The organism is Phaeobacter piscinae (assembly GCF_002407245.1).
GTDB lineage: Bacteria > Pseudomonadota > Alphaproteobacteria > Rhodobacterales > Rhodobacteraceae > Phaeobacter > Phaeobacter piscinae.
Genome location: NZ_CP010681.1, coordinates 1709257 through 1732981, shown reverse-complemented (window position 1 = coordinate 1732981; position 23725 = coordinate 1709257). Strand labels below are relative to the sequence as shown.

Below are 23725 nucleotides of genomic sequence, written 5' to 3'. Positions count from 1 at the left end.
GACACTCACGGGGTCGTAAAGGGGCAGGCATGGAGCAGATCGAAGAATTGCAGGGTCGGATCCTGGCGGCAATGGACCGGATTGGCAGCGGTGCTGCGGCGTTGCAGGCCAATGCGCGCGCCTCGGCGGAGGCCCATGTTCAGGCCCAGGCAGAGGCCCAGTCCAAGACGGATGCAGCGCAGAATGACCTCAGCCGCGCGCTGGAAGAGGAAAAACTCGCCAATGCCCAGCTGGAAGAGCGGCTGAAAGTGCTGCGGGCCAAGCTGGAAGAGGCCGAGGCCAACGCCGCCCCGGCGCCCGGCGCCGATATCGGCGAGCTGGCCGCGCTGCAATCCGAGGTGGAGTTGCTGCGCAATGAGCTGAGCAACACCAGCGAGAAAGACGCGCTGAAGGCAGAAGTGGCGCGGCTGAAACAGGAAATGGAAGTGCAGGGCAATGAGGCGGCCACCGCCCGCGAAACCCTTCAGGATGAGCTGGACGAGGCGCAGGCCTCGCTGGCGCGACTGCAGGAAGAGCTGGCCGAACAACCGGACGATCTGGGGGCGGCAGTCGACACCGCCGCGCTGGAGGCTGAGGCGGAGGCATTGCGGCGCCAACTGGAGGCCGCACAATCCGACGCCGCGCGCGCGACAGCCGCGCTTGCGGAACGTCCCGCAGGCCCGAGTGCTGAGGACATCGCCCAGCAGAATGAAACGCTGCTGCGTCTGGATGCGACGTTGCAAGAGCTGCGGCAGAGTAATGATCAGCTGCGCGCCTCCAACGCGGCCCTGCGGGCGGCGAATGCAGCGGGCATTGGTGACGCGGCGCTGATCAACGCGGCGCTGCAGGCCGATATCGATGCACTGACGGCCGCACGGGCCAGCGATCAGGCTGAGGTCAATGCGGTGCTGGCCAAGCTGGAACCGCTGTTGAGAGCGGAGCAGACCGTCGCTGCAGCGGTTGAGACGCCGGTTGCGGATACCGCAGTCATGTCCGCCGCGCCAACGCCAGCTGCGCCGCCACCGCTCACCGCCCAGCCTATGCCCGAAGGAGAGGAAATCTGATGCCCGAAGTCACTATTCATATCGGGGGTCGCGGTTTTGAGGTCTCCTGCCAGGAGGGCGAAGAGAGCTATCTGCATTCCGCCGCCAAAATGCTGGATGATGAGGCGCAGGTGCTGTCCGACCAGATCGGGCGGATGCCTGAGGCACGGATGCTGTTGATGGCGGGGCTGATGCTGGCGGATAAAACCGCCGCGGTTGAGGACCGCATCAAGGAGGTCGAGGCTGAGCTGGCGGAGCGCAATGCCGAATTGGCGGAGCTGCGCGCAGCACCGGCACCGGAGCCGGAACGGATTGAGGTGCCTGTTGTGCCGCCACTGGTGACCGAGACGTTGGCGGAGCTGGCCGCGCGGACCGAAGCGCTGGCGCAGGAGCTGGAAGAGCAAACCGCAGCAAGCTAACTGGTCCGGCTAGAGAATTGTTACATGAAATAGTCACCGCAAGCCTCTGGGTTTGCGGTGATTTTTACATGGACGGCTTTATCGTCCAGACATGAATTCGAGCAGCAGCGTGCCGAGCAGCTGGGCAAGGGCGGTCTCTGCCGCGTCCTTTCCGACAATGTCCGCAACAGCCCGGCGATATGTCGACAATGCAAGCTGCATCGCCTCATCTGCGGCGATCTCCTCGGCGGATTTACCGCGCAAATAGTCGAAAATCAGCGCCATTTCCCGGGCAAAACCCGGCCGCAGCAGATCCGTCAGCTGTGCCAGTTTCTGCGCCTCGGTTGTATCCGGTGCGAGGGCCAGGGAGGTAAACGTGCCCATCACCTGATGCGTGCAGGCCAGAAACAGCGCCTCCTTGGTCGGGAAATAGTGATAGAGCGCGCTTTTCGACAGCCCCAGATGCGCGGCAATTTTGCGCATACTACTGCCAGCATAGCCATGGTGTGAAAAATACTCTGCCGCGCGGCGGGCAAGATCCTGGCTGTGGGCGTCGTGGTCAACAATCTTCGGCATTATTTCGTCCATATGGTCGAAATAGAATTGACAGAGCCCAGACGAACTGTCCAATAGTTTTTGCAGACCAGTTGGACGAAATAACCCGCCAGATCCGGAGTGCGGTCGCGGCGGAAATTACGAAGGGACATTCGAATGAGCAGCAACTATGGCGGTGTTGACCGCTCCCATGGGCGGTCGTTGCGCAGCAAACTGTGTTTTGCAGCCCTGCATGCGGGATCGGTGTCGATCTGCCTCTGGCTGGCCTCTGGCGGGCTGGACTGGCCGGATCCCATGCGCGCGAAACTGCTGGCCGGGGCAGCTGCGCTATATTTTCTGCGCCATCTGGTGACGCTGTTTGTCCTGCTCCAGCGGAAGGTCGATCTGTCTGAGGGGCTGGGGCTGGCGGCGTTTATGGCCGCTTTCGAAATTGGCTTTCTGCTGTTGGGTGCAGGGCTGATCTCCGGCGCGGCGGCGCCGTTTGGTTCATGGGATATTCTGGGCGGCGTGCTATTGCTGATCGGATCCGCGGTGAACACCGGATCGGAGCTGCAGCGGTGGCAGTGGAAAAAGCAGCCAGAGAGCAAGGGGCATTGTTACACCGGTGGGTTGTTTGCCTATGCGATGCATGTGAACTACCTCGGCGACAGCATTCTGTTCACCGGATGGGCCATCCTGACAGCGTCGCTTTGGGCGGGAGTTGTGCCAATGCTGATGACAAGCATGTTCATTTTCTACCATATTCCGGCGCTGGACCGGTATCTGGCGGATCGCTACGGGGCGGAGTTTCGCGCCTATGCTGCGCGGACGGCGAAATTCCTGCCCTTCGTCTACTGAGGTGGCGCAGTCGCAGAGCGCTTTCATGACGAAAAAAGCCTGCCACGCAGACCGTGGCAGGCTTTGTCATTGTGTTGCTGAGCCGAACGCGTCGGATCGGATGCTGCAGGATTAGCCGTTGGCTTCGCGGATCTTGTCAGCGGCGTCTTTGTCGAAGGTGACGCCGTTTTGTTCAAACATTCCGTCCAGTTCGCCCGAGAGGGTCATCTCGGTGATGATGTCGCAACCGCCCACAAACTCACCTTTGACATAAAGCTGCGGGATGGTCGGCCAATCGGAATAATCCTTGATGCCGGCGCGCAGTTCCTCATCAGCCAGCACATTCACATCGGTGTAGTCGACGCCGATGTAATTCAGAACGCCAGCCACGCGTGAGGAGAAGCCACACTGCGGCATATCCTTGGTGCCCTTCATGAAGAGCACGACATCGCTGGCTTTGACGGTTTCGTCGATGCGGGTTTTTACGTCGGTCATATTGCGTTTCCTTTTGGCGGATGGGCCGATGGTCCGTTGGCCGTCATATAGGCACGAAGCGGGGGATTGCCAATCGGCGCCGGGAATTTCGGGTGGCGCTGTTACTTTTTGCCTTTGGGTACAAAGAAGCGGGCATAGGCGTCCGGATCCTTGGGCACCTTCCAGGTCCGCATTGAACCGCCCCCCATGCCCGACTGATAGTCAGAGCGTAAGGTGTGGTAATCCGGATCTGTTTCATCCTCTTCAATCGGCGCGCGGCGCTGGCCAATCAGCGCGACAAGCGCGGTCATGACAACAATTCCGAGGATCAGAAGGGACATGAACAGCGACATGGCAGGTTACTCGGGCACCTTTGTGGTCAGGGCGAGAGCGTGCAGCTCCCCATTGGCGCCATCCATCTTGCCCTTCAGCGCGGCATAGACCGCGCGCTGCTGCTGGACACGGTTCTTGCCGCGAAAGCTCTCGTCGATGACCATCGCGGACATATGCACACCGTCATGGCCGCCAACCTGAATTTCCGCATCTGGAAAACTCTCGCGCAGCAGGTCTTCGATTTCTTGGGCTTGCATCGGCATTGGGGGGATGTCCTTATTTCTAGCTTATGGAAAATGTAGGGTGCTGCAGGGACCTCTGCAAGGCGGATTAGCTGCGGGGCACCACATAGGGGGCAAGGCGCGGCACGAACTCAGGAACCTGCGCCAAGGCGTCCTGCACCTCCGGTTCCTCGAAGTCCCAGATCGAGGTGCCATCGCGCACGGCAAGGGTCTCGCTCAGGCGAGTCAGCTCCGCCTGCAGCGCGTCGGGGAGTGTCAGGGCTGCGGCCTCCTGCAGGATCAGCAGCGCCTCATGGATGGGGCGCAGGACACGCAGGGCATGGGTCATATGCGGCAGGAGGTCAGGATCGTCGCGCCATGTCTCGCCCTGAAACAGCACCTCGGTCACCCGCTGCCCGGCGCCAGCGCAGGAATAGGCGATACAGCCGCCAAATCCACGGGTGTCCAGATCGGCATGGATGGTGCAGTTGAAACAGGAGGGCGAGAGGTTGGGGCAGGGGTGGTCCGTCTCCTTCAGGATCGCAAAATCCTCGTCTTCCTCAAACGGGTAGGCCACACAACAAAGCGCAGCGCAGCGGCTGCAATCTGCTGTCAGCGCGGGGAAGTCGATCTGTGCTGACTGGCCGGGCAGGGGCATTGGGTCACCTGAGAGAGGTCAAAAAAAGGGGTGGGATGACGCCGCCATCCCACCCGGTTTTCGAGTGCTGAGGACTATGCCCCAACGCTGGCTGCCCTTAGGCCACAGCAGCGGCAAAACTCGAGCGGAAGACGTCGGCCAGTTCGGCCAGAGGCGCCTCTGAGCCGCCGATCTTCACCATGTCGCCGCCGAATTTGCCGACGCTGGTGACCGTGACACCGGCCTGACCCGCCGCCATCATCAGTGCCTCGGCCTGATCGAAGTTGCAGGCCACCAGATAGCGCGCCTGATCCTCACCAAACACGGTCGGGGTGTCGCCCGCGTCGATCTGCACGCCGACACCGGCGCCTTCGGCCAGTTCAAAGGCTGCCATGGCCAGACCGCCGTCACCAAGGTCGGTACAGGCTTTGATCAGCTCGCGGTTGGCGCGGATGAATTCGCCGTTGCGCTTCTCCGCCGCCAGATCCACCGCCGGTGCATCGCCGTCCTCGCGGTTGAACACCTCGGCCAGCAGTGCCGATTGGCCAAGATGGCCGATGGTGTCACCGATCAGGAGGGCGATGTGACCGTCACGAACTTCGCCGGTGATGGCTTCTTCGCCCGCAGCGATCAGGCCAACCGCGCCAATGGTGGGCGTGGGCAGGATGCCCTGACCGTCGGTTTCATTGTAGAGCGATACATTGCCGGACACGATCGGCATATCGAGGGCTGCAACAGCTTCGCCGATACCTTTGATGGCGCCAACAAACTGACCCATGATTTCGGGCTTCTCAGGGTTGCCGAAGTTCAGGTTGTCGGTTGTTGCCAAGGGCGTGGCGCCGACAGCTGTCAGGTTGCGATAAGCCTCGGCCACCGCCTGTTTGCCGCCCTCGAACGGGTTTGCCATGACGTAGCGCGGAGTCACGTCGGAGGTGAAGGCCAGCTGTTTGTCGGTGCCATGCACCCGCACGATACCGGAGCCTGCGCCGGGGCGGCGGGCGGTGTCGCCCATAACCGTGGTGTCATATTGCTCATAGACCCACTGTTTGCCGGCATAGTTCGGGCTGGAGATCAGCGCCTTCAGGCCGTCAATTGGGTCAATGGTGGGCACATCCGCGTCGGTGAGCGGCTCAGGCGCGGGCGTCTCCACCCAGGGGCGGTCGTATTCAGGCGCGGTGGAGGCCAGTTTCGACAGAACCAGATCTGCCTTTACCTCACCATTGTGCAGGATCAGGAAGCGATCTTCGGCGATGGTCTCGCCCACGATGGCGAAATCAAGGTCCCATTTCTCAAACACGGCGCGGGCTTCGGCTTCCAGTTCGGGCTTCAGCACCATCAGCATGCGTTCCTGAGATTCCGACAGCATCATTTCATAGGCCGTCATGTTCTCTTCGCGCTGCGGCACGTCTTCAAGGTTCAGCTTGACGCCCAGCTTGCCCTTGTCGCCCATTTCCACGGCAGAACAGGTGAGGCCCGCGGCGCCCATGTCCTGAATAGAGATCACCGCGCCGGTCTGCATCAGCTCCAGTGTGGCTTCCATCAGGCGTTTTTCGGTGAAGGGGTCGCCAACCTGAACGGTGGGGCGCTTTTCCTCAATGGTGTCGTCAAATTCCGCCGATGCCATGGTGGCTCCGCCAACGCCGTCACGACCAGTTTTGGCGCCAAGGTACACAACCGGCATACCGACACCGGAGGCGGCGGAGTAGAAAATGCTGTCAGTTTTGGCGAGGCCGGCTGCAAAGGCGTTCACGAGACAGTTGCCATTGTAAGCGGGATGGAAGCGCACTTCGCCGCCAACACAAGGCACGCCGAAGCAGTTGCCATAACCGCCGATGCCCTCAACCACACCGTTGACCAGCTGGCGGGTTTTGTGATGGGACGGCTCGCCGAAGGACAGCGCATTCATCGAAGCGATGGGCCGCGCGCCCATGGTGAAGACGTCGCGCAGAATGCCACCAACCCCGGTCGCCGCACCCTGGTAGGGCTCGATGTAGGAGGGGTGGTTGTGGCTTTCCATTTTGAAGACAACGGCATCGCCGTCGCCGATATCCACAATCCCTGCGTTTTCACCGGGGCCACAGATCACCTGCGGGCCGTCGGTCGGCAGGGTGCGGAGCCATTTTTTGGAGGATTTGTAAGAACAGTGCTCATTCCACATGGCCGAGAAAATGCCCAGCTCCGTGAATGTTGGCTCCCGCCCGATGATTTCGAGGATCAGATCGTATTCCTCGGGCTTCAACCCGTGGTTGGCAATCAGTTCAGGCGTGATGGCGGGTTCTTGCATCCGTGTAACGTCCCCAATGGCTGCGATTGCGCGCCTTTTAGGGCAAGGAGGGCCAAGGGGGAAGGAAAAAGCGCAAGGCGGCTGCTGGCGCTTTGGTGCGCTGCGTTGCTGAAGGTGGTCAGATATGGAAAAGGGCCAGAGCCTCGGTGGCTCTGACCCAAATCTGATCCCCGGCCCCGCGCAATGCGGGGGCGATCACTGTCTGACTGTGCCGCTTAGTTCAAGACGGAGCCATCAGTGAGCTTGTCAGGGTTCTCGTTGGCGTAGGTTTCCAGCATGGTCCGCAGCTCACCAGTGGTCTGACCCATGCGCAGCACGCCGTCGGTTTCCCACATGCCATCAAGGTTGAAGCGCAGGCCGCTCAGCTTGTCGGAGAAACTGTCGCGGAACTCGACCAGGATTTTACGATCGGGGCCCGGCTCGGTGCCGACCTCGACAACCTTGCCCAGGAATACGCCGTTTACGTCAACCACGGGCGCGCCCATGAATTCGACGTTTTCCTCAAGGAATGTCTCGCCCGCATCATTCGGGGTGGCGTTTTCGGTCAGCACTTCAGCGCTGGCAGCACCGGTCATGGCGATCAGGGCGGCGATAGAGGTCATGCGAAGCATTGTTGCTCTCCTTCAAGTCAGATGCGTTGGTGTCTTGTGTTCTGGCTACCCAACGGGGTGCCCCTGCCAAAGGTTCCTGATTTTTTCGAAATCGGGTGGATTTCCATGCGAGCGTTAACCAGATGCTCATTGTTCAACCCCCTGATGGGGCTGAACAAACCGGGGTCATGATGAGGTGGGCATTGACCTGTTGTGTGGACCGGGCTGCAGCGGCTTTCCTGCCGATCTGGACGATATTTATACGGAGAGGGGCGATAAATCCGGCACTGGCGCTGAAATGTGCAGCAGTTGGGTGAATACCGCGCGCAAGTACCGACCAAGACCGGATGAGCCGGTTGACGGGGGTAAGGCGGGCTGTGACGTTGCAGGCGCCGATGTCGCCAGAGCTGCCGGGGCTTAGAGTGAGTATGGGCCAAAAAAAAGGCCGAGCACTAAGCTCGGCCGAAGTCCAACAGGGAGGTATGAAGGGCGACAGTGTCGCTGCCTTCGAGAGTTGATTTAGGGGTGCAATGCGCCCCGATCAAGGGCAATCAGACTTGGAAAATGGCAAGGCCGCCATGCATTTTTTGCATGGCTCGCCAGAAGTCATATTTTGCCCAGTTCTTTCATATGCTTGCGATGTGCAATAATCTCATTCTGGACGAAATCCCGGAATGCGGAAATCCGCCGGGAATGGCGCAATTCTTCCGGGTAGGCGAGGTAGACCGGCACGTCGCTGGTGTCCTCATCCTGCAGGACTGGCACCAGATCGGGAAAGTCCTCAGTCACGTAATCGGGCAGCACCCCGATGCCCAGATCATGAATGACGCCCTGCAACACACCAAAGTAGTTGTTCACGGTCAGCAGCGATGACGGGTTATGGGTCATTAGTTTCTGTACCAGCACAGCGGCTGAGCCAACCTGAGCGGAACGGGGGTTTTGGCAGATCAGCCGGTGATCGACGATATCTTCGGCCTGGTCCGGCGCGCCGTTGCGTTCAACATAGCCGCGCGAGGCATAGAGCTTCATCTGCACGGTCATCAGCCGCTTGCGGATCAGATCAGCCTGGCTGGGTTCCTTCATGCGGATGGCCACATCAGCCTCGCGCATGGGCAGGTCCAGCACGCGTTCCTCCAGCATCAAATCAATCTTCAGATCCGGGTATTGCTCATAAAGCTTGGTCAGGCGCGGCGCCAGCCACAGGGTGCCAAAGCCGAAGGTAGTGGTGACGCGCAGCTCGCCAAAAACCTCTTCCTCGCTGTCGCGAATACGGGCCGAGGCGGCCTCAAGCCGTTTTGACATCGACTTGGTGGCGTCAAACAGCAGCTCTCCCTGTTCGGTGAGAATCAACCCCCGCGCGTGGCGGTGAAACAGGGTTGAGCTGAGGCTCTCTTCCAATGCGCGAATCTGCCGACTGACCGCCGACTGCGACAAGTTCAGCTTGTCGCCCGCATGGGTCAGACTGCCTGCGTCCGCCACCGCGTGAAATATTCTAAGCTTATCCCAATCCATACCCGTCACTTTCGATGCCTCTGTCGTAGCCTATATGAAATGTATCGAAACTTTCAATTTGATAGGGCGGTCAGAAACATATTCCGGCAAAAAACAGTATACAGGTCAGCAATTGTGACCTAATATGACGCCAAGAAGTGCAAGCTAATCGAGGTTGGGGAGGCCCAGGATGAGCACGCAGAAAATTTCTCTGAACGACAAATTTGACCTGACAAAATCGCAGGTGATGCTGAACGGCACACAGGCGCTGGTGCGTCTTATGCTGATGCAGAAATACCGGGATAAGGCAGCGGGGCTGAATACGGCCGGTCTGGTCACTGGCTATCGCGGATCGCCCCTTGGCGCGGTTGATATTCAGATGAAGCGGGCGGAAAAGCATCTGACCGCCAGCGATGTCACCTTCCAGTATGGTTTGAACGAGGATCTGGCCGTGACCGCCCTGTGGGGTGCGCAGCAGGCTGAGGTCCGCGGCGAGGGCAAATACGACGGTGTGTTTGGCCTCTGGTACGGCAAGGGGCCGGGTGTTGACCGCTCTGGCGATGCGATCCGGCACGCCAATATGGCGGGCTCGTCCAAATATGGCGGTGTCCTGGTTGCCATGGGCGATGACCACACCGGCGAAAGCTCCACCGTGTTGCACCAGTCGGAATGGTCGCTGATGGATTGCTACCTGCCCATCGTCAGCCCCGCTGGCGTGCAGGAAATCCTGGACTACGGTGCCTATGGTCTGGCGCTCAGCCGGTTTTCCGGTTTGTGGGTCGGCCTGAAGACGATGAAAGACACGATTGAGGTCACCTCGGTCGTTGATGGCGATCCGGATCGGATGAAGCTGGTCACGCCAGAGTTTGACATGCCGGCAGATGGGCTGAACATCCGTCTGGATGATGACCGGTTCCGGCAGGAAAACCGGATCATAGACTACAAGCGCTTTGCGGCGGAGGCCTTCAGCCACGCCAACAAGATGGACAAGCGCATGTGGGGCAAACCCGGTGCCAAGATCGGTTTTGTCGCGGCGGGCAAGAACTGGCTGGATCTGGTCCATGCCATGTCGCTGCTGAACATCGATGAAACCATGGCCGAACGGCTGGGCATCACCACCTATAAGGTCGGCCAGACCTGGCCGCTGGATATGAAGGGCTTCAACGACTGGGCCGAGGGGCTGGACCTGATCGTGGTGGTCGAAGAAAAGCGCAAGCTGATCGAAATTCAGATCAAGGAAGCCATCTTTGATGACCGTCAGGGCCGCCGTGTCTATGGCTGGTACAAAGGCGGCGCCGGGGCCATGCACCGCGAGGAGCTGTTCCCGACCAAATACGCGCTCGACCCGATCATGATCGCCGAGAAATTAGGCCAGATCCTGATCGAGGAGGGGCGCGAAACGGAGGCGATCCGCGCCGGGCTGACCGCGCTGGATGATGCCAAACGCGCCGACAATGCCGAAGAAATCGCCGCCCGTCTGCCTTATTTCTGCTCAGGCTGTCCACATAACTCCTCAACCAAGCTGCCGGACGGCAGCCGCGCCTATGCGGGGATCGGCTGTCACTTCATGGTGCAGTGGATGGACCGCGAAACCACCGGCTTTACCCACATGGGCGGCGAGGGTGTGAACTGGGTCGGCGAGGCGCCATTCTCCACCCGCAAGCACGTGTTCCAGAACCTTGGAGACGGCACCTACAACCACTCCGGTGTGCAGGCGATCCGGGCGGCGCTGGCCGAGGGGACGAATATCACCTTCAAGATCCTCTACAATGATGCTGTCGCCATGACGGGCGGACAGGAGGCCGAGGGCGGGCTGACCGCACATCAGATCGCGCATGAGCTGACAGCGATGGGCGTGAAGACCATCGCCGTGGTCTATGACGAGAAAGAAGATGTCGACACCAAGCTGTTCCCGGCGGGCATGCGGATGCACGAGCGGGCTGAGCTGATGGTGGTGCAGAAGGAAATGGAGACAGTCGAAGGCGTTTCCGCCATCATCTATATCCAGACCTGTGCCGCCGAGAAACGTCGCCGCCGCAAGAAGGGCCAGTTCCCCGATCCCGATCAGCGCGTGTTCATCAACCCCGACGTTTGCGAGGGCTGCGGGGATTGTGGGGTGCAGTCCAACTGTGTCTCTATCGTGCCAAAGGAGACTGAGCTGGGCCGCAAGCGGGCGATTGACCAGTCGTCCTGCAACAAGGATTTCAGCTGCGTCAAAGGTTTCTGCCCGTCGTTCCTGACCATTGAGGGCGCAAAAATCCGTAAGGAGCCAACCGCCGCTCTGGATCTGCCGGACCTGCCCAGACCGGAACTGCCCGCGATTGATGGCACTCATAATGTGGTGATCACCGGGGTTGGTGGCACCGGTGTTGTCACCATCGGCGCGGTGCTGGCACAGGCGGCGCAGATCGATGGCAAGGGCGCTGGCATGATGGAAATGGCCGGCCTCGCCCAGAAGGGCGGCGCGGTGCATATCCACTGCCGCATTGCCAACAAGCCCGAAGACATCAGCGCCATCCGCGTCGCCACTGGCGAATGTGACGCGCTGATCGGGGGTGACCTGGTGGTGTCGGCTGGCGCAAAGACCATCGGTCTGATGAAAACCGGCAAGACCGGCGCGGTGGTGAACAGCCATGAGATCATCACCGGCGATTTCACCCGCGACACGGATTTCCAGCTGCCCACCGACCGGTTGCAGGTGGCACTTGAGGCGCGGTTGCGGGATCGACTGGATCTGTTTGATGCCTCCGATCTGGCACGCGCCAGCATGGGAGATTCGATTTTCTCCAATATGATGATCTTTGGCGCAGCCTGGCAGCGCGGTCTGCTGCCAATCACGCTTGAGGCCATACAGGAGGCGATCACCCTCAACGGGGCCGCGGTAGAGCGCAATTTGCGCGCCTTTGACATCGGTCGCTGGGCGGTGCTTTATCCGCAGGATGCCGCGCGCCTTGCGGAACCCAATGTTGTCGACCTGCCCAAGTCGCTGGAGGAGAAGATCGCCTTCCGCAAGGGGCATCTGACCGACTATCAGAGCCCCCGTCTGGCCAAACGCTATGGCAAGATGCTGGACGGCATTTCCGACAAGGCGCTGAAGGAAGCGGTCGCCAAGGGCTATCACAAGCTGCTGGCGTATAAGGACGAATACGAGGTTGCGCGCCTGTTGCTGTCCAGCCGGGAGAAGGCCGAGGCGGAGTTTGAGGGCGATCTGAAGATTTCCTACAACCTCGCGCCGCCGATGCTGACCGGCAAGGATCCTGACGGCCGCCCCAAGAAGCGTAAATTCGGCCCCGGTCTGGAACGTGGGCTGCGTCTGCTGGCGAAGTTCAAAGGCCTGCGCGGCACGCCGCTGGATGTGTTTGGCTACACCGCTGAACGCAAGATGGAGCGGGCGTTGATTGCGCAGTATGAGGCCGACATGAAGGAATGGCTGCCCAAGGCCAGCCCCGAAATCATGGCGCCGCTGATTGCGCTGGCGGAATTGCCGCTGGAGATCCGGGGCTTTGGTCCGGTGAAACAGGCCAACGAAGCCAAGGCGGCAAAACGCCGCGAGGAGCTGCTGGCCGCATTGCGTCATGGCGGCACCGAGTTGAAGACCGCCGCAGAGTAATCGACTGCAGCCGCCTCGGGCGCAGCCTCTAAAACACCAAAGAACGCTCCGGCTTGCCGGGGCGTTTTCTTTTTTGTCCATCGCGTAGGACCAGAAAGACACAGGATGGCGGGCGGGCTGTCGTGTCGCTGTTACCTCGGTTGTGCAAACCGGGATACCGGCTTTATAGCCGAACGCGGCAGCAGGCTGCCCCTACGTAAGACCGCGACTGAGATCACGAGGCCCATCCCATGTTTCCCACCCGCAGCACGCATGGCAACATGAAAACCCAGCCATCCGGGACTGTCTCCCGGCGAGAGGCGATGCGCAGCGCGCGCGATCTCTCCTATGCGCATTCCGCTCAGACCAGGCCCGGGCAGGCGATGATCCGGATGATGGAGAACGCCACTGGGCGTTTGCAACTGATAAAACGCGCCGAAGGCTATGAGACCGATGTCGCTGCCGGGCAGAGCTTCTGGAGCGTGATGCGCGCGCGTTATGGATTGCAATTGGAGGTGGTGCGCGGCACGCTCTCTCATATCCCACAGGATCAGCCTGTGGTGGTGATCGCCAATCACCCTTATGGCATTCTCGACGGGCTGATGCTGGGGCATATCCTGTCCGAGGCGCGCGGTGACTTCCGTATTCTAGCCCATCAGGTGTTTCGCAAGGCTGATGATCTGTCCCGCGTCATCCTGCCGATTGATTTTGCCGAAACCAAAGCGGCGCTGAAAACCAATCTTGAGACGCGTAAGGCGGCTTTGGAGTATCTCGGACAAGGGGGCGCCATCGGGATTTTCCCCGGTGGCACGGTCTCCACCGCCGCGCGGCCTTTTTTGCGGCCAAAGGTGCCGCCGATGGACCCGATGTGGCGCGGCTTTACCGCGCGGATGATTGCCAAATCCCGCGCGGTTGTGGTGCCTATCTACTTTGACGGGCATACCTCCCGGCTGTTCCAGATGGCCAGCCATTTGCATCCCACATTGCGTATGGGGCTGTTAATCAAGGAGTTTCGCAAACGCGTCGATACGCCCGTGCGCGTGTCTATTGGGACTCCGATCGGACGCGATGTGCTGGACCCGCTGGCAAGTGACGCAAAAGCAATGATGGATTTCCTGCGCAAAGCCACGTATGAGCTGTCACCAACGCCACTCAAATCCTATGACTACGGGTATGAGTTTGAGGAGAAACATCGCGCCTGAGCGCACAGCGAGAGAGACAGATGGCTGTAGGTATCTTTGATTCCGGCCTTGGCGGGCTGACCGTGCTGAATGCCGTGCAGGAGCGGCTCCCGGATGTGGACTTCCTCTACTATGCGGATAGCGCGCATGCGCCTTATGGTGTGCGCGATGCCGAAGATATTTATCAGCTGACCAAAGCGGCGGTTGAGGATATGTGGTCCAAGGGCTGCAATCTTGTGGTCCTGGCCTGCAACACCGCGTCGGCGGCAGCGCTGCGGCGGATGCAGGAAGCCGGTGTCCCCGAAGGCAAGCGGGTGCTGGGCGTCTTTGTGCCGCTCATTGAGGCGCTGACAGAACGGCAATGGGGCGACAACTCCCCGCCGCGCGAGGTGGAAACCAAACATGTCGCGCTTTTTGCGACCCCGGCGACCGTTGCCAGCCGGGCGTTCCAGCGTGAGCTGGCGTTTCGCGCCATTGGCGTCGATGTGGAGGCGCAGGCCTGTGGCGGTGTGGTGGATGCTATCGAAGATGGTGACATGATCCTCGCCGAAGCCTTGGTGCGCAGCCATGTGGATGCGCTGAAACGCAAAATGCCAGAGCCGCAGGCCGCGATCCTTGGCTGCACCCATTACCCGCTGATGGAAGAGATCTTTCAGGCCGCACTGGGCAGGGATGTGCAGGTGTTCAGTCAGGGCAGATTGGTCGCCGACAGTCTGGCGGATTACCTTGACCGTCACCCCCAGATGGTGGGTCAGGGGCAGGGTGGGTTTTACACCACCGGTATGCCTGCCCGCGTCAGTGACCGCGCGACGCAGTTCTTGCGACGAGAGATGATCTTTCAGGCCGCTTAAGCGCAAACGCCCCGGAACACTGCTAAATGCTTGTTCCAGGTCAAAGTGCTTGAGGCTCTGCCCCTTTATTTCTCTCCGCAGACGGCTGCGGAACCGACATATCACATCGAAAGACGAGGTCTGACATGACCCATAAAGTAGCTATTCTTGGCGCCTCCGGTTACACCGGCGCTGAACTGGTGCGGCTGATTGCCCAGCACCCTACGATTGAGATTGCGGCTCTCTCTGCGGAGCGTAAGGCCGGAATGACCATGGCCGAGGTGTTCCCGCACCTGCGCCATCTGGAGCTGCCCCGGCTTTGCAAGATCGGTGAAATCGACTTTTCTGGCATCGACCTGTGTTTCTGCGCCCTGCCGCATAAGACCAGCCAGGAGGTGATCGCCGCCCTACCGCAGGATCTGAAGATCGTCGACCTGTCCGCGGACTTCCGGCTGCGCGACCCTGCGGAATACGAGAAATGGTACGGCAACCCCCACGCCGCGCTGGCGCAACAGGAAGAGGCGGTTTACGGCCTGACCGAGTTTCACCGGGAAGAGATCAAATCCGCGCGTCTGGTGGCAGGCACCGGTTGTAATGCCGCCACGGGCCAGTTTGCCCTGCGGCCGCTGATCGCGGCCGGGGTGATTGACTTGGATGACATCATTCTGGATCTGAAATGCGCGGTCTCAGGCGCCGGTCGCAGTCTGAAGGAAAACCTTCTGCATGCGGAGCTGAGCGAAGGCTACCACGGTTATGCGGTTGGCGGCACCCATCGGCACTTGGGTGAATTTGATCAGGAGTTCAGCAAGATCGCAGGCCGCCCGGTCAAGGTGCAGTTTACCCCGCATCTGGTGCCCGCCAATCGCGGCATTCTGGCGACCGTCTATGTCAAAGGGGACGCGCAGGCGATCCATGACACCTTTGCCAAGGCTTATGCGGATGAGCCGTTTATTGAGCTGCTGCCCATCGGAGAAGCGCCCTCGACCCGGCATATCCGTGGCTCCAACTTCTGCCACATCGGGGTAGCGGCGGACCGGATTGAAGGCCGCACGATTGTCATCGCGGCGCTGGATAACCTGACAAAAGGTAGCAGCGGTCAGGCCTTGCAGAATGCCAACCTGATGTTAGGTGAGGAGGAGACAACCGGGCTGATGATGGCGCCGCTGTTCCCCTAACGACCCAACGGTCTGGCGCAACATGCGCCGGACCCACACCCAAAGAGGCCGCGATGAAGTCACTGAAAAAACAGCGCCGCATCCAGATCATCGCGCTGACCACCGTGGCACTTGTGGTCGCCACGGCGCTTATTGGCTATGCCATGCGGGACGGGATCAACTTCTTCCGCTCCCCCAGCCAGGTGATTGCTGAGCCGCCTGAGGCCAGCGAGGTGTTTCGCATCGGTGGTCTGGTGGAAGAAGGCAGCATCATACGCGGTCAGGGCGAGACACTGAGCTTTGTGGTGACAGACGGCGGCGCCTCTGTGCCGGTGACCTATACGGGCGTTCTGCCCGATCTCTTCTCCGAAAACCAAGGTATGGTCGGCACCGGTCGCTACATCAACGGCACCTTTGAAGCGTCTGAAATTCTTGCCAAACATGATGAAACCTACATGCCGAAAGAGGTGATGGACGCGCTGAAAGAGCAGGGCGTCTATCAGGAGCCGGAAACCTAAATTCCCTCTGCCCGAGGGCGCAGCCCAAGGGTGTTGCGCGCTCAGCGCGCGCTCAGGTCCGGGTGCGCTCATTTTTGACTGTCATGCTGATGTCCCACTCCAATTGAAGGGACTGACCCATGCAAGACATCAAGGCCATCGCTCAGGAAATCGTTGCCCGCGAAGGCGGTTATGTTGACGACCCGGATGATCCGGGTGGGGCTACCAAACATGGCGTGACATTGGGTACGCTACAGCGTCTTGGCATGGATTTGACTCGCGATGGCCGTATCGACAAGGCTGATGTGGCCGCCGTCAGCCAGGTGCAGGCGGTGGACCTTTATATCCGGCACTATTTCAACAAACCGCGCATCGCAGCCCTGCCGGAGATGCTGCATCCTTCGGTCTTTGACATGTATGTCAACGCCGGGGCCAATGCGGTGCGGATCCTGCAACGACTGCTGGTGCAGATGGGATATGAGCTGGCAGTGGATGGGCGGATTGGTCCCAAAACCGCCGGGGCCGCCCGGGCTGCGGCCAAGATTGGCCGGGTGGCGCTGCGTGATGCCTATGGCGTGGCCCGGCGCAACTATTACTTCCGCATCGCCGATCGCCGCCCTGCCAGCCGCAAATACGCCCGCACCCGCAAGGGCGGCAAAGGGGGCTGGATCCTGCGGGCCGAAAGCTTCATCTCGCCGCAATACCATCTGAGCGAGGCGGAATTTCAGGCGCGGGTGGCGGCATGGGGCTGATTGCGGATGTGCTGCGGGGCCTGTTCGGGCGGGAGCGCAATGTGGTTGCCGAAACGCTGGAGGTGTTTCGCGAAAACGCAGAAGCTGGCGCGGTAAGGGATCACACCGGCCGGGCCGATGCGCTGGCGCAATTCGCAGCGGAATTCGCCCGCAGTCAGGCCGGGCACGGCCCCGTTAGTCGGTTTGATCGCTGGATGGATGGCGTGAACCGCCTGCCACGGCCCTTGCTGGCGTTGTCGACGCTGGCGCTGCTTGGCTCAGCCATGGTGGACCCGCTGTGGTTCGCCGCCCGCATGCAGGGGCTGGCACTGGTGCCAGAACCGCTCTGGTGGCTGCTTGGGGTCATTGTCTCGTTTTATTTCGGCGCGCGTCAGCAGCTGAAAAGCCAAGGCTTCCAGCGTGAGATTGCCGCCAGCCTGGCACAGGCCCCCGCGGTGGCGGCAAATGTGTCCCGGATCAATGAATTGCGGGCGACCGAGCCTGCGGCCCCCGCGATGTCTGATCCCTCCGAAAGGGACGATCACCACGGTGTAAATGAAAGTAAAGAAACGGAAAATCCAGCGTTGACTAAATGGATAGAGCTATCCAAGGCAGCCAAATGAAGGATTGGCGCGGGTTGCCTTCAGGCGCGTGCGGACAGGGGCACGGGCGGGAACACTGCGGCGTGAGGACGCGCCGATTGCGATTGGCGGCCTTGCCGGATCGCCCTATAGATAGGCTATGATTACAGAACTCGGTCACTTCGCCCTTATCCTCGCTTTTGTGATTGCCATCGTACAGATGGTGGTGCCGCTGGTTGGCGCTCATTTCCGATGGCCCGGCTGGATGTCGGTTGCGGAACCTGCGGCACAGGCGCAGTTCTTCTTCACAGGCTTTGCCTTTTTGGCGCTGATGTGGGCGTTCGTTACCTCCGACTTCTCGCTGCGGCTGGTTGCGCTCAACAGTCATTCCGCCAAGCCGATGCTCTATAAAATCTCTGGCACCTGGGGCAACCATGAAGGCTCAATGCTCTTGTGGGTGCTGATTGTCAGCCTGTTCGGGGCGGTGGCCTCGGTATATGGAAACGGCCTGCCGCCAACGCTGAAGGCGCGGGTGCTGGCGGTTCAGGCGGCGATTGGTGTCGCGTTCTTTGCCTTCATTCTGTTTACCTCCAACCCGTTTCTGCGCCTTGCAGTGCCGCCGTTTGACGGGCAGGGGCTGAACCCGTTGTTGCAGGATCCGGGCCTCGCCTTTCATCCGCCGTTCCTCTACCTCGGCTATGTCGGGTTGAGCATGGCGTTTTCCTTTGCGGTGGCGGCCCTGATTGAAGGCCGTGTCGATGCGGCCTGGGGGCGCTGGGTGCGGCCTTGGACGTTGGCGGCCTGGATCTTCCTCACCATCGGCATCGCGCTGGGGTCCTGGTGGGCCTACTACGAGTTGGGCTGGGGCGGGTTCTGGTTCTGGGATCCGGTTGAGAACGCGTCCTTCATGCCCTGGTTGCTGGCGGCGGCGCTGCTGCATTCCGCCATTGTGGTTGAGAAACGCGAGGCGTTGAAAAGCTGGACCATCCTGCTGGCGATCCTGGCCTTTGGCTTCTCCCTGATCGGCACCTTTATCGTGCGCTCGGGACTGCTGACCTCGGTCCATGCCTTTGCCAGTGATCCGGAACGGGGCGTGTTTATCCTGTATATTCTGGCGTTTTTCACCGGTGGCGCGCTGCTGCTGTTTGCGCTGCGCGCACAGGCGATGCAGGCCAAAGGCGTCTTTGGTCTGGTGAGCCGCGAAACCGCACTGGTGGCCAATAATATCCTTCTGGCGGTGAGCTGCTTTGTCGTTTTCTTCGGCACGCTCTGGCCGGTGGTGGCGGAGATGGCCTTTGACCGCAAGCTGAGCGTCGGTCCGCCGTTCTTCAATGCGGCCTTCACCCCCTTCATGGTGGTGCTGGGTGCGATCCTGCCGGTGGGCGCGATGCTGCCGTGGAAACGCGGTCTTTTGGGGCGCACGGCCTGGCGCCTGCGCTTTGTCTTTGCGCTGGCTGTCGCACTTGGCGTGCTGGCCTGGGCGATGCAGACCGGTCGCTCCGGGCTGGGGCCGATTGGGCTGTTTATCGGTGTCTGGGTGGTTGTTGGCGCTTTTGCGGATCTTTGGCTGCGGGGCAGTGCGACCGGGCGTTGGCAGCGTCTGTTGCGCCTGCCGCGCGCCGACTGGGGCAAGGCGCTGGCCCATGCGGGTCTGGGCGTCACGATCTTTGCCATTGCCGGGCTGACCGCCTGGCAGGATGAGGATATTCGGATTGCCGAGCTGAACCGGCCCTTCAACGTCGGGGCCTATACGCTGGAGTTGCAGAATGTGCGCCGTGTTCAAGGGCCCAACTACCTCAGCACGATGGCAGATATCGAAGTGACCCGTGCTGGTCGGTTTGTGGCGCTGCTGAACCCGGAAAAGCGGGACTACCCGGTCTCGCGCATGCCCACCACCGAAGCCGCAATCGACTACCGGTTCCTGCGCGATCTTTATGTGGTGATCGGCGACCAGCAGGCCAATGGCGGCTGGACGGTGCGGACCTATATCAAACCATTGGCCAATTGGATCTGGGGCGGCTGCCTTCTCATGTCGCTTGGTGGGCTGCTGAGCCTGACAGATCGGCGGTTCCGCGTTGCGGCCGGCGCGCGCCGTCGCCCGCGTGAAGGAGTGCCAGCGGAATGAGACATGTGTTTCTTGCCCGGCTGTTGCTGTCGTTGACGCTGCTGGCCCCGATGGTGGTGACCAGCACCCCGGCGCTGGCGGTTGAACCCGACGAAATTCTGGAAGATCCGGTGCTGGAAGGCCGCGCGCGTGAGCTGTCCAAGGACCTGCGCTGTCTGGTGTGTCGCAACGAGAATATCGACGAAAGCAACGCCGATCTGGCCCGTGATCTGCGCCTTCTGGTGCGCGAACGCCTGGTTGCAGGCGACAGCAATGATGAGGCGATGGATTTCATCGTGGAGCGTTACGGCGAATATGTTCTGCTCAGCCCCCGGGCAAGTGGCGCAAACTGGCTGCTCTATGCGGCTGGTCCCCTGATGCTGGTGCTGGCGCTGATACTGGCCGGGGGTTATATCCGCACCCGCAGCCGCACCCCAAGCGCGGAGGATCCCGGCGCAGAGGGGCTCAGCGCGCAGGAGCGGGCACAACTGGATCGTATTCTGAAAGACTGACCGTTCGATATCGGTGGTTTTCGATGCCACGTACCGCGGATCGCTTGGGCCACAACCCTTCCGGCACCTGGCGACAGGGGCGCACCGTTTGGGTGGTTTTGCCGCGCGAGGTTACGCGGCGTTTGCCTTTTCCTGCGGGCTTGCATAGGCAAGTCTGCGAAAAACCTTTAACCACGAGGCCCTTTGATGGATTACCAGGAAATTCTGTTCTCGCTGGAAGACGGCTTGGCCGTTGTGACGCTGAACCGCCCCGCCAAGATGAACGCCTTGACCGGTCTGACGCGGGCGGAAATCACCCATGCGATGCAGCGTGCCGGAAAAGAGGCCCGTGCCGTAGTGCTGACCGGCTCCGGCGTGTCGTTCTGTTCGGGTCAGGATCTGTCCGATGCGGCAAGCCAGGGCAAGCTGGATCTGGAGCGCACCCTGCGCGATGAATACACCCCGATGCTGGAGGCAATCTACAACTGCCCGGTGCCGACCATCGCTGCGGTCAATGGCCCGGCGGCGGGCGCGGGCGCCAATCTGGCGCTGGCCGCAGATGTGGTGATCGCAACGGAGAGCGCCTATTTCATGCAGGCCTTTGCCCGCATTGGCCTGATGCCCGATGCCGGTGGCACCTGGTTCATGCCGCGCCAGATGGGAATGGCAAAGGCGATGGGGGCTGCGCTGTTTGCCGATAAGATCACTGCCAAACAGGCGAGCGACTGGGGCATGATCTGGGAGGCCATTCCGGATGCCGAATTCGACGCCCATTGGCGCGCCCGTGCGGCCTATCTGGCCTCTGGTCCGACCCGTGCCTTTGGCGCGATCAAGACGGCAATCCGCGATGGCTATGGCAACAGCCTGCCGGAGCAACTGTCCGAAGAGGCGCATCTGCAAGGTCAATGTGGCAAGACCCGCGATTTCATGGAAGGGGTTACCGCCTTCATGGAAAAACGCCCGGCGAAATTCGAAGGTCGCTGAGGCGCTACGATCCGAGTCTGACTCTCGAACAGTACAAATGAAAAAACCCGCCCTTCCGCAATGCGGTAGGGCGGGTTTTTTGCTGCGTTCGTGGGGGCCAGATCAATCGACCCACCGCAGCGGAGTAATTTATCAGCCGCTGCGGGCGACCAGCGCAACATGCTCGGCCAGGTTGAAGGTGGTACCGGCATTGATCAGACGCACCACTTCTTCGCCATTGGCCACCAGGAAGGCATCGGTGCCGCCATCGTCATTGGCGCGGGTGACCACGTCCAGCTCCGGCTCTTCCTCGTCTTCATCGTAGTAGTAAATCACGCGGTCATCATCGGCGGTGAAATCGGTGATGGTGGCCTGCTCGTCTTCGGTCATCCATGCACCGGTTTCAAAGCTGTCGCTGCCGCTGCCACCGGTCACCGTGTCGTTGAGGCCAAAGACCACCGCGTCATCGCCTGCCCCTGCATTGATGGTGTCGCCTTCGCTATCCTGATCGTTGGTGTAGTCATAGTTCAGCAGAGTGTTTACCTCTTCAACACTTGCGGGGGGCGGGATGCGGCCCTGGACCATATCCTCGTAGGCACCTTCGTCCAGAATTCCAGCCGCGAGTATAATGTCATCGCCCTGACCGCCAACCAGATGATCCGCGCCGCGCGCATCATTAAGGATGTCATCCCCCGCATTGCCGCGCATAAAGTCATCACCGTTGCCGCCGATCATCCTGTCCTCGCCGTCTCCACCGAAGATATTGTCATCCGCCGAGCCGCCATCCAGCGTATCATCGCCGGCGCCACCTTCGATGGTGTCAGGACCACCACGGGCGTCGATATTGTCGTCCCCAGCGCCGCCAAGCAGGTTTTCGCTGCCGGTTGTGCCAAACAGCAGATCCGCGCCGTCAGTGCCTTCGACAACGGTTTCATTGTTGTCTTCGTTACCGCTTTCGTTGGCGCCAGACTCGGCGCTATCGGAATCATCGGAGTCATTGATGATCACGCCAGCCAGCAGGCCAACCCCAAGCAATGTCATGAGCATAAGCACGGTGCGTCTCCCGTTAAGGTTTAATTAGCAATTAGCGACGTGCCTATTCAGGAGGTGGAATTCCGTCAATCGAAACCGGCCGTAATTGAGTAAAATGCGATCAAACAGGTTAACCAGGTTTCCGGATTGGAAACATCGACTGCCTATCCTTTTGATTGTCGCACTAGCCGAAAGACGTAGACCTGCAATCAAAAGATGTATCACTGATAAGGGGATGCAGACCTGTCGCTCCCTCATCGTATCGGCTGAGGTCACGAAAAAACCCTGCCTCCGAAAAGGCAGGGTTTGCAATTTTCTATCACCGATGATGCGATGACGCAGCCTGCGTTTAGCGGCTTTCGATATCGATGTAGTCGCGGGCGGTTTCGCCGAGGTAGAGCTGACGCGGGCGACCGATTTTGTTCTGTGGATCCGCGATCATTTCTTTCCACTGCGAAATCCAGCCGACGGTGCGCGACAGCGCGAAGATCGGTGTGAACATCGAGGTCGGGAAACCCATGGCCTCAAGGATGATGCCGGAATAGAAATCCACGTTCGGGAACAGTTTCTTCTCGATGAAATATTCATCGTTGAGCGCGGTCCGCTCCAGTTCCTTGGCGACCTGCAGGAGCGGGTTGTTTTCAACACCCAAAAGTTCCAGCACCTCGTCGGCGGATTGCTTCAGCACCTTGGCGCGCGGATCGGTGTTCTTGTAGACCCGGTGGCCAAAGCCCATCAGACGGAACGGATCGTTCTTGTCCTTGGCGCGTTCAATGAACTCAGGGATGCGGTCGACGGAACCGATTTCCTTGAGCATCTCCAGACAAGCCTGGTTGGCACCACCATGAGCCGGCCCCCAGAGACAAGCGATGCCCGCCGCAATACAGGCGAACGGGTTGGCACCGGATGAGGACGCCAGACGCACGGTGGAGGTTGAGGCGTTCTGTTCGTGGTCTGCATGCAGGATGAAGATCCGGTCCATCGCACGGGCAAGGATCGGGTCGACATGGTATTCTTCTGCCGGAACGGAGAAACACATGTGCAGGAAGTTCGCCGCGTAATCCAGATCGTTGCGCGGATACACAAAGGGCTGGCCGATGGAATATTTGTAAGCCATGGCAGCAATGGTGGGCAGTTTTGCGATCAAACGGATCGCAGCCACTTCGCGCTGCCAGGGATCATTGATGTCGGTGGAGTCGTGGTAGAAGGCCGACATGGCACCGACCACACCCACAAGGGTCGCCATCGGGTGCGCGTCCCGGCGGAAGCCGCGGAAGAAGTTGTGCATCTGCTCGTGCACCATGGTGTGACGGGTCACACGGGTCTCGAAATCTTCCAGCTGAGCCGCGGTCGGCAGTTCACCATAAAGCAGCAGATAGCAGACTTCGAGGTGGTGCGATTTGGATGCCAGCTGGTCAATCGGGTAACCACGGTGCAGCAGTTCGCCCTTGCCACCGTCGATATAGGTGATGGTGCTGTCGCAGCTCGCAGTGGAGGTAAAGCCGGGATCATAGGTAAACACACCGGCCTGGCCATAGAGCTTGCGGATATCCAGAACATCGGGCCCGGTCGTCGGCGAGAAAATGGGAAGCTCGTAAGTTTCGCCATTCAGGCTGAGCTGGGCGGTTTTTTTTGTATCGGTCATAGATGTCCCTTCCTGATACAGGCACGAAAGCGGGGGAGACCCCCGCCTTGTGCAGGCAGCACCTGCACGGCAATCGCGCAGGTGAGGTCATAGCGGTACCGACTTA

Annotated in this window: 23 protein-coding genes; 13 read left to right on the top strand and 10 right to left on the bottom strand. The window is 60.3% G+C overall.

Annotated features, from left to right (window positions below; translation table 11 throughout):
* Positions 1–29 precede the first annotated feature (29 nt).
* Both phaeop14_RS08060 and phaeop14_RS08055 read left to right on the top strand, forming a co-directional pair.
* The gene (locus tag phaeop14_RS08060) at positions 30–1043 is read left to right on the top strand and encodes a coiled-coil domain-containing protein (protein ID WP_096789238.1); all 1014 of its coding nucleotides are present in this window, start codon (positions 30–32) and stop codon (positions 1041–1043) included.
* Complete coding sequence (locus phaeop14_RS08055; protein ID WP_024097064.1) at positions 1043–1441, top strand: cell division protein ZapA; 399 nt, start codon at positions 1043–1045, stop codon at positions 1439–1441. The genes phaeop14_RS08060 and phaeop14_RS08055 overlap by 1 nt, the downstream gene beginning before the upstream one ends.
* 78 nt (positions 1442–1519) lie before the next feature.
* Here the strand turns inward: phaeop14_RS08055 and phaeop14_RS08050 are convergent, their stop codons facing one another.
* Positions 1520–1996, bottom strand: coding sequence for a TetR/AcrR family transcriptional regulator (locus phaeop14_RS08050; protein WP_040178635.1), 477 nt, complete (start codon positions 1994–1996; stop codon positions 1520–1522).
* A gap of 135 nt (positions 1997–2131) precedes the next feature.
* Here phaeop14_RS08050 and phaeop14_RS08045 point away from each other — a divergent pair, with 135 nt between their 5' ends.
* A complete protein-coding gene (locus phaeop14_RS08045) occupies positions 2132–2812 on the top strand; it encodes a DUF1295 domain-containing protein (RefSeq protein ID WP_096789237.1) in 681 nt (226 codons plus the stop codon).
* A gap of 111 nt (positions 2813–2923) precedes the next feature.
* On the opposite strand, the gene grxD is transcribed toward phaeop14_RS08045, so the two are convergent.
* The 7 genes from grxD to phaeop14_RS08010 all read right to left on the bottom strand — a co-directional run bounded on the left by grxD (position 2924) and on the right by phaeop14_RS08010 (position 8842).
* Positions 2924–3286, bottom strand: a complete 363-nt coding sequence (gene grxD, locus phaeop14_RS08040; RefSeq protein WP_040178633.1) for a Grx4 family monothiol glutaredoxin — start codon at positions 3284–3286, stop codon at positions 2924–2926.
* Positions 3287–3387: 101 nt separating this feature from the next.
* Positions 3388–3606: a hypothetical protein gene (locus tag phaeop14_RS08035; RefSeq protein ID WP_241770490.1), complete on the bottom strand. Its 219-nt coding sequence runs from the start codon at positions 3604–3606 to the stop codon at positions 3388–3390.
* An 18-nt stretch (positions 3607–3624) separates the two neighbouring features.
* Positions 3625–3861 (bottom strand): BolA/IbaG family iron-sulfur metabolism protein, encoded by a 237-nt coding sequence (locus phaeop14_RS08030; RefSeq protein WP_096789236.1) that lies wholly within the window; start codon positions 3859–3861, stop codon positions 3625–3627.
* 67 nt (positions 3862–3928) lie between these two features.
* Positions 3929–4477, bottom strand: coding sequence for a hypothetical protein (locus phaeop14_RS08025; protein WP_096789235.1), 549 nt, complete (start codon positions 4475–4477; stop codon positions 3929–3931).
* A gap of 97 nt (positions 4478–4574) precedes the next feature.
* Positions 4575–6740, bottom strand: coding sequence for a phosphoribosylformylglycinamidine synthase subunit PurL (purL, locus tag phaeop14_RS08020; RefSeq protein WP_040178632.1), 2166 nt, complete (start codon positions 6738–6740; stop codon positions 4575–4577).
* Positions 6741–6955: 215 nt separating this feature from the next.
* Positions 6956–7351: a CBS domain-containing protein gene (locus phaeop14_RS08015; protein WP_096789234.1), complete on the bottom strand. Its 396-nt coding sequence runs from the start codon at positions 7349–7351 to the stop codon at positions 6956–6958.
* Between the two features lie 585 nt (positions 7352–7936).
* The gene (locus phaeop14_RS08010) at positions 7937–8842 is read right to left on the bottom strand and encodes a LysR family transcriptional regulator (RefSeq protein WP_040178630.1); all 906 of its coding nucleotides are present in this window, start codon (positions 8840–8842) and stop codon (positions 7937–7939) included.
* A 169-nt stretch (positions 8843–9011) separates the two neighbouring features.
* On the opposite strand from phaeop14_RS08010, the gene phaeop14_RS08005 reads away from it, so the two are divergent.
* From phaeop14_RS08005 to phaeop14_RS07960, 10 genes are all read left to right on the top strand, one after another.
* Positions 9012–12431 (top strand): indolepyruvate ferredoxin oxidoreductase family protein, encoded by a 3420-nt coding sequence (locus phaeop14_RS08005; RefSeq protein WP_096789233.1) that lies wholly within the window; start codon positions 9012–9014, stop codon positions 12429–12431.
* A gap of 260 nt (positions 12432–12691) precedes the next feature.
* A complete protein-coding gene (locus phaeop14_RS08000; protein ID WP_096790259.1) occupies positions 12692–13612 on the top strand; it encodes a lysophospholipid acyltransferase family protein in 921 nt (306 codons plus the stop codon).
* A 20-nt stretch (positions 13613–13632) separates the two neighbouring features.
* Complete coding sequence (locus tag phaeop14_RS07995; RefSeq protein WP_096789232.1) at positions 13633–14442, top strand: glutamate racemase; 810 nt, start codon at positions 13633–13635, stop codon at positions 14440–14442.
* Between the two features lie 125 nt (positions 14443–14567).
* Complete coding sequence (argC, locus tag phaeop14_RS07990) at positions 14568–15596, top strand: N-acetyl-gamma-glutamyl-phosphate reductase (RefSeq protein ID WP_096789231.1); 1029 nt, start codon at positions 14568–14570, stop codon at positions 15594–15596.
* Positions 15597–15649: 53 nt separating this feature from the next.
* Entirely contained in the window at positions 15650–16093 is a 444-nt protein-coding gene (gene ccmE / locus phaeop14_RS07985; RefSeq protein WP_096789230.1) for a cytochrome c maturation protein CcmE, read from the top strand.
* Between the two features lie 119 nt (positions 16094–16212).
* Positions 16213–16824, top strand: a complete 612-nt coding sequence (locus tag phaeop14_RS07980; RefSeq protein ID WP_096789229.1) for a holin-associated N-acetylmuramidase — start codon at positions 16213–16215, stop codon at positions 16822–16824.
* Entirely contained in the window at positions 16815–17426 is a 612-nt protein-coding gene (locus phaeop14_RS07975) for a holin family protein (protein WP_096789228.1), read from the top strand. The genes phaeop14_RS07980 and phaeop14_RS07975 overlap by 10 nt, the downstream gene beginning before the upstream one ends.
* A 118-nt stretch (positions 17427–17544) precedes the next feature.
* Complete coding sequence (locus phaeop14_RS07970) at positions 17545–19509, top strand: heme lyase CcmF/NrfE family subunit (RefSeq protein WP_096789227.1); 1965 nt, start codon at positions 17545–17547, stop codon at positions 19507–19509.
* Entirely contained in the window at positions 19506–20000 is a 495-nt protein-coding gene (locus phaeop14_RS07965; protein WP_096789226.1) for a cytochrome c-type biogenesis protein, read from the top strand. The genes phaeop14_RS07970 and phaeop14_RS07965 overlap by 4 nt, the downstream gene beginning before the upstream one ends.
* Before the next feature lie 186 nt (positions 20001–20186).
* Positions 20187–20963 (top strand): enoyl-CoA hydratase-related protein, encoded by a 777-nt coding sequence (locus phaeop14_RS07960; RefSeq protein WP_040169291.1) that lies wholly within the window; start codon positions 20187–20189, stop codon positions 20961–20963.
* A gap of 132 nt (positions 20964–21095) precedes the next feature.
* Here the strand turns inward: phaeop14_RS07960 and phaeop14_RS07955 are convergent, their stop codons facing one another.
* Together phaeop14_RS07955 and gltA are read right to left on the bottom strand one after the other, a co-directional pair.
* The gene (locus phaeop14_RS07955; RefSeq protein WP_244905824.1) at positions 21096–21989 is read right to left on the bottom strand and encodes a calcium-binding protein; all 894 of its coding nucleotides are present in this window, start codon (positions 21987–21989) and stop codon (positions 21096–21098) included.
* Positions 21990–22323: 334 nt separating this feature from the next.
* Complete coding sequence (gene gltA / locus phaeop14_RS07950) at positions 22324–23619, bottom strand: citrate synthase (protein ID WP_014874797.1); 1296 nt, start codon at positions 23617–23619, stop codon at positions 22324–22326.
* Positions 23620–23725: the final 106 nt, after the last annotated feature.

Coding starts and splice junctions, on each gene's coding strand:
- phaeop14_RS08025 (WP_096789235.1), bottom strand. CDS start 4,477: ATGCCCCTGCCCGGCCAGTCAGCACAGATCGACTTCCCCGCGCTGACA.
- argC (WP_096789231.1), top strand. CDS start 14,568: ATGACCCATAAAGTAGCTATTCTTGGCGCCTCCGGTTACACCGGCGCT.
- gltA (WP_014874797.1), bottom strand. CDS start 23,619: ATGACCGATACAAAAAAAACCGCCCAGCTCAGCCTGAATGGCGAAACT.
- phaeop14_RS08005 (WP_096789233.1), top strand. CDS start 9,012: ATGAGCACGCAGAAAATTTCTCTGAACGACAAATTTGACCTGACAAAA.
- phaeop14_RS07955 (WP_244905824.1), bottom strand. CDS start 21,989: ATGCTCATGACATTGCTTGGGGTTGGCCTGCTGGCTGGCGTGATCATC.
- phaeop14_RS08010 (WP_040178630.1), bottom strand. CDS start 8,842: ATGGATTGGGATAAGCTTAGAATATTTCACGCGGTGGCGGACGCAGGC.
- phaeop14_RS07960 (WP_040169291.1), top strand. CDS start 20,187: ATGGATTACCAGGAAATTCTGTTCTCGCTGGAAGACGGCTTGGCCGTT.
- phaeop14_RS08030 (WP_096789236.1), bottom strand. CDS start 3,861: ATGCCGATGCAAGCCCAAGAAATCGAAGACCTGCTGCGCGAGAGTTTT.
- phaeop14_RS08050 (WP_040178635.1), bottom strand. CDS start 1,996: ATGCCGAAGATTGTTGACCACGACGCCCACAGCCAGGATCTTGCCCGC.
- phaeop14_RS08035 (WP_241770490.1), bottom strand. CDS start 3,606: ATGTCCCTTCTGATCCTCGGAATTGTTGTCATGACCGCGCTTGTCGCG.
- phaeop14_RS07975 (WP_096789228.1), top strand. CDS start 16,815: ATGGGGCTGATTGCGGATGTGCTGCGGGGCCTGTTCGGGCGGGAGCGC.
- phaeop14_RS08000 (WP_096790259.1), top strand. CDS start 12,692: ATGAAAACCCAGCCATCCGGGACTGTCTCCCGGCGAGAGGCGATGCGC.
- ccmE (WP_096789230.1), top strand. CDS start 15,650: ATGAAGTCACTGAAAAAACAGCGCCGCATCCAGATCATCGCGCTGACC.
- purL (WP_040178632.1), bottom strand. CDS start 6,740: ATGCAAGAACCCGCCATCACGCCTGAACTGATTGCCAACCACGGGTTG.
- phaeop14_RS07965 (WP_096789226.1), top strand. CDS start 19,506: ATGAGACATGTGTTTCTTGCCCGGCTGTTGCTGTCGTTGACGCTGCTG.
- phaeop14_RS08060 (WP_096789238.1), top strand. CDS start 30: ATGGAGCAGATCGAAGAATTGCAGGGTCGGATCCTGGCGGCAATGGAC.
- grxD (WP_040178633.1), bottom strand. CDS start 3,286: ATGACCGACGTAAAAACCCGCATCGACGAAACCGTCAAAGCCAGCGAT.
- phaeop14_RS07995 (WP_096789232.1), top strand. CDS start 13,633: ATGGCTGTAGGTATCTTTGATTCCGGCCTTGGCGGGCTGACCGTGCTG.
- phaeop14_RS08055 (WP_024097064.1), top strand. CDS start 1,043: ATGCCCGAAGTCACTATTCATATCGGGGGTCGCGGTTTTGAGGTCTCC.
- phaeop14_RS07980 (WP_096789229.1), top strand. CDS start 16,213: ATGCAAGACATCAAGGCCATCGCTCAGGAAATCGTTGCCCGCGAAGGC.
- phaeop14_RS08045 (WP_096789237.1), top strand. CDS start 2,132: ATGAGCAGCAACTATGGCGGTGTTGACCGCTCCCATGGGCGGTCGTTG.
- phaeop14_RS07970 (WP_096789227.1), top strand. CDS start 17,545: ATGATTACAGAACTCGGTCACTTCGCCCTTATCCTCGCTTTTGTGATT.
- phaeop14_RS08015 (WP_096789234.1), bottom strand. CDS start 7,351: ATGCTTCGCATGACCTCTATCGCCGCCCTGATCGCCATGACCGGTGCT.